The organism is Neisseria sp. P0022.S010, assembly GCF_051956635.1.
Map to the genome: position 1 here is coordinate 1 of NZ_JBQCXF010000246.1, position 4,327 is coordinate 4,327.

Genomic DNA, 4,327 nt, shown 5'->3' on the forward strand with positions numbered 1-4,327 from the left:
TTACATATATGTGCAAAAAAATCTAACATCATTAACAAAAGTTAACTGCATTGATACTGCCTTTCACACGCTTATCGGTTATATTTCCAAACCTGATGAAACATTAGGAAAACACCGTGTCTGTTGCACTTTCCCGCTATCCGACTTTTATTTTCTTAGCACTCGCCCTACTCTGTTCCAGTCTGCCTGCACATGCCGATCCGTTTCTGGCCACTTTGAACGACTTCCACCCGAATTGCGACATCCGACAGCTCAATTTATCCGCCGACCAACACGCCGCCCTGCGCCGCCTGCGTACCGACTTCAAACAAATCAACGATAAAGCCTACCGTAAAACCGTACGCTCCGACCGCAACCGCCGTCAAACCATCATCAAAATCCTCTCCGGCGACTCATTCGACTCAAACGCTGCCCGCGATTATGTTGAAAACCGCTACCTCTCCAGCATGGACTATGCGGTGGATGAAATGGAAATCCAATACCGCTTCTATCATCTGCTCAATCCGCGCCAACGCCAGCAATGGTTGTCTTCATGCTTGCGCTGATGGATAAATAAAAATACAAAAAGGCCGTCTGAAACCATATTCAGACGGCCTTTACTTTTTCAGCCTTAATCCAACACTCTTTCTTCCGGCAACCGGCCTGCCCAGTCGCAGGCAAACTGCCATGCCGAACGGCCTGAACGGCTGCCGCGCATTTGCGCCCATTGCAACGCGGCTTGGCGCGCCGTATCGTCAAAAGGCACATTGAAATCGTCCAACCAGTTGGCTACGGCGGTCAAATAATCGTTTTGATCGAAAGGATAAAAACTCAGCCATAAGCCGAAGCGGTCGGAAAGGGAGATTTTCTCCTCGACGGCCTCTTTCTGATGAATTTCTCCGCGAGTGCCCGTAGTACCGCCGTTTTCATCCATGTATTCGGGAATTAAATGACGGCGGTTGGAAGTGGCATAAACCAAAACATTGGTGCACCGTTGCGACAGTCCGCCGTCTAAAGCAGTTTTCAAGGCTTTATAGGTTTCATCGCCGGTTTCAAACGACAAATCATCGCAGAAAACGATAAATTTCTCAGGACGGTCGGACAACAGCGTCAACAAAGCCGGCAAGCTGATCAAATCGCTTTTGTCCACTTCAATCAGTCGCAAGCCGCGCTCGGCGTATTCGTGCAACAACGCTTTAACCAAGGAGGATTTGCCCGTACCGCGCGCACCGGTCATCAAGACATTATTTGCCGGACGGCCTGCCAAAAATTGCTCGGTATTGCGTTTCAGCCTGTCGGTTTGCGAACCGACTGCCGCCAATCTGCCCAAAGGAAACGTATGCGGACGCGGCAGGCTTTCCAAAATACCTTTTTTGCCCACGCTGTGCCAACGGTAGGCCAAAGCGCACCAGTCGGTTTTATCTGCTTCGTCAGGCAGGATTAAATCCAGACGGTTTAAAACGGAATTAGCTTTTTTCAAAAAATTGGATAATTTCATTTCGGCTTTCTTTTTTTTCAGACGGCCTTTTGAGCCAATACTCGCATCACGGTATCGACAACGGCTTGGGTTTGCGGATCGATTTCAATATTGATGAGGTCGCCTTCTTTGCGGCTGCCAAACAGGGTACGCTTCAAAGTCTCCGGAATCAGGTGTACGCAAAATTCCCTGTCGCTGACTTCGCCTATGGTCAGGCTGCAACCGTCCAAACCGACAAAGCCTTTGGTCAGGATATAGGGCTTAAGGTTTTCCGGCAGCTTAAACCAAACTGTGCGGTTGAACTCGCTGGATTCGATACGGGAAATTCGGGTAACCGCCATCACATGGCCGCTCATCAAATGACCGCCGATTTCGTCGCCAAACCGCGCCGCGCGTTCCAAATTAACACTGTCGCCGACTTTCAAGCTGCCAAGATTGGTTTTGCGTAAGGTCTCGTCCATCAAATCAAAGCTGACTTTGTTGCCGTCGATTCGGGTGATGGTCAGGCAGCAGCCATTGTTGGCGACAGAGGCGCCGGTTTGCAGATTGTCGGCGATTTTGGGAGGCAGCTCGACTGTGTGGGTACGAAAGTCGGGCGAAGGTTGGGCGATGTCTGTAATTTTGCCCATGCCTTGTACGATGCCTGTAAACATGATGTCTTCTTTCCGATGGTACGATAAGGCGGATATTGTAGCATTTTCCAGGCACAAAGGCCGTCTGAAAGCGGTGATGGCGATGGTTTGGGGTATAATCGGATTTTTATTTCCGCAGCCCGATCATGCTCAGCTACCGCCACGCCTTCCATGCCGGCAACCATGCCGATATGCTCAAGCACTTTATCCTCTTCCTCGTCCTCGAATATTTCAACCGCAAAGACAAGCCCTATTGGTATATCGATACGCACAGCGGTGCCGGTTTGTATGATTTGAGCGGCGATGAAGCGCAAAAAGTCGGCGAATACAAACAAGGCATTGCGCTCTTGGAACAAGCTGACAAGCTGCCTGCCGAATTGGCCGAATTTGTGGGCCGTCTGAAACAAATACTGCCGCGAGACAACCTTTACTGCGGCTCGCCTTGGCTGGCACAGGCACTCACGCGCGATAGCGACAAAATGCGCCTCTTTGAGCTGCACCCTGCTGATTTTGTCCATTTGCAAAACAATATGCGCGAAGTCCGTCCTGCGCGTAAAGTACAGGTCAGTCAAGCGGACGGTTATCAGGGCTTGATTTCATTACTGCCTCCTCCGCCGCGCCGCGCCGCGGTCTTGATTGATCCGCCCTACGAAGAAAAACAAGACTACCGCCGTGTCGTCCAAGTTTTGAAAGATGCTTTAAAACGCTTTGAAACCGGCTGCTACATGGTTTGGTATCCCTGCCTGAGCCGTGAAGAAAGCCGCAAACTGCCGGACGAACTCAAAAAAATCGCTCCCGACAATTATCTGCACGCCGAGCTTCATGTCCATACGCCGCGCAGCGACGGCTTCGGTATGCACGGCAGCGGCATGTTCGTCATCAATCCGCCCTATATGCTTGCTGAACAGTTGCAAAACAATCTGCCCGAACTTTCCAAAATTTTGGCGCAAGATGCCGGCGCGCATTATGTATTGGAAAGCAAAACGAAATAAACGCTGCCGTCTGAACCTATACCCAAGCACTTCGATTTTGCCGCCATACCCGTTCAGACGGCCTTAACCCTTTATACTTAAGCCTTTTTCCACTACAATTCACAACATAACAATTAACGGCTGTCCCTCATGAATATACGCACACCCCTAGCCTGCACGCTCCTGCTTTGCGCGTGCAGCGAATCAGTAAAAAACGAATTTAAAGAAGAATTTACCCAAAGTTTCCGCACCGAATTTGTCCGCTCGGCAACCGAAGCCTGCGTAGAAAAAGCTGCAGGAAAAAGCCCGTTTGATTCCGCGACTACTGAAAAAATCTGCCGCTGCATCGGTGAAAAAACAGTCGACCAAATCAATCCTGAAGAAGCGACATCGCTTTTGGGCGGCAGCGACTCCATGAGCGACGAGCTGAAAAAACGCATCAAAGACACCAGCATCGCCTGCACTAAAGAAGTTTTAGGCATGGCCGAGAGCAAAACCAAATAAACACGCCGTTTTCAGACGGCCTGAAATTGAAAAATATTCGATTCAAACTTAGGAAAAGAGTGAAACCATGAAGACACTGAACCAATTCTTAGCCCAACACCTGCCCGAACACAAACTGCCGCAAGAGCTGGCGAGCGTACTGGAATCCGTGGCCGCCGCTTGTTTGGACATCAACGCCAAAGTCCGCCTCGGCGCGCTTTCCGGCGTTTTGGGTATGGCAGGTACCGGCAACATCCAAGGCGAAGACCAAAAGAAACTTGACGTCATCGCCAACAACATCATGATTGATGTTTTAAAAGCCAATGCCAACATCGCAGGCCTTGCCAGCGAAGAAGAAGACACCTATGTCGCCACACACGAAAACGGCGGCTATTTGGTATTGTTTGATCCGCTGGACGGCTCTTCCAATATCGACGTCAACATCTCCGTTGGCACCATCTTCTCCATTTTGGCGAAACCTGAAGGCGAATTGACTACCGAATCTTTCCTGCAAAAAGGCCGCGACCAAGTAGCCGCAGGTTATGTTTTATACGGTCCGCAAACCCAACTGGTACTGACTGTCGGTCACGGCGTATTTGTCTTCACTTTGGACGATGCCAACCAATTCCTGCTGACCAAAGAAAATCCGCGCGTTCCAGAATCCACTAAAGAATTCGCCATCAATATGTCCAACCAAAGACATTGGTTCGCCCCTGTTCAACAATACATTGACGAATTGCTGGCAGGCGAAACCGGCGTACGCGGCAAAAACTACAATATGCGCT

Annotated in this window: 6 protein-coding genes; 4 read left to right on the plus strand and 2 right to left on the minus strand. The window is 50.1% G+C overall.

Annotation, left to right across the window (positions count from 1 at the left end; genetic code table 11):
* Positions 1 to 116 precede the first annotated feature (116 nt).
* The gene (locus tag ACTHUT_RS14575; protein WP_250600749.1) at positions 117 to 545 is read left to right on the plus strand and encodes a Spy/CpxP family protein refolding chaperone; all 429 of its coding nucleotides are present in this window, start codon (positions 117 to 119) and stop codon (positions 543 to 545) included.
* Between the two features lie 65 nt (positions 546 to 610).
* On the opposite strand, the gene ACTHUT_RS14580 is transcribed toward ACTHUT_RS14575, so the two are convergent.
* On the minus strand, positions 611 to 1,477 hold the full coding sequence (locus ACTHUT_RS14580) for an ATP-binding protein (protein WP_250600751.1): 867 nt from the start codon (positions 1,475 to 1,477) through the stop codon (positions 611 to 613).
* A 17-nt stretch (positions 1,478 to 1,494) separates the two neighbouring features.
* Positions 1,495 to 2,109 carry a riboflavin synthase subunit alpha gene (locus ACTHUT_RS14585; protein WP_250600753.1) on the minus strand — a complete coding sequence of 205 codons (615 nt, stop codon included), beginning with the start codon at positions 2,107 to 2,109 and terminating at the stop codon, positions 1,495 to 1,497.
* 125 nt (positions 2,110 to 2,234) lie between these two features.
* Between ACTHUT_RS14585 and ACTHUT_RS14590 the strand changes: the two genes are divergently transcribed.
* The 3 genes from ACTHUT_RS14590 to ACTHUT_RS14600 form a co-directional block, all read left to right on the plus strand.
* On the plus strand, positions 2,235 to 3,080 hold the full coding sequence (locus ACTHUT_RS14590; protein ID WP_250600755.1) for a 23S rRNA (adenine(2030)-N(6))-methyltransferase RlmJ: 846 nt from the start codon (positions 2,235 to 2,237) through the stop codon (positions 3,078 to 3,080).
* Positions 3,081 to 3,209: 129 nt separating this feature from the next.
* Entirely contained in the window at positions 3,210 to 3,563 is a 354-nt protein-coding gene (locus ACTHUT_RS14595) for a hypothetical protein (RefSeq protein WP_070608222.1), read from the plus strand.
* A 67-nt stretch (positions 3,564 to 3,630) separates the two neighbouring features.
* Positions 3,631 to 4,327, plus strand: a 697-nt coding sequence (locus tag ACTHUT_RS14600) for a class 1 fructose-bisphosphatase (RefSeq protein ID WP_440418958.1), incomplete at its 3' end; no start/stop codon positions are given.

What these genes read in the sequence shown, in the direction of transcription:
- ACTHUT_RS14580 (WP_250600751.1), bottom strand. Translation starts at nt 1,477, where the DNA reads ATGAAATTATCCAATTTTTTGAAAAAAGCTAATTCCGTTTTAAACCGT.
- ACTHUT_RS14585 (WP_250600753.1), bottom strand. Translation starts at nt 2,109, where the DNA reads ATGTTTACAGGCATCGTACAAGGCATGGGCAAAATTACAGACATCGCC.
- ACTHUT_RS14590 (WP_250600755.1), top strand. Translation starts at nt 2,235, where the DNA reads ATGCTCAGCTACCGCCACGCCTTCCATGCCGGCAACCATGCCGATATG.
- ACTHUT_RS14595 (WP_070608222.1), top strand. Translation starts at nt 3,210, where the DNA reads ATGAATATACGCACACCCCTAGCCTGCACGCTCCTGCTTTGCGCGTGC.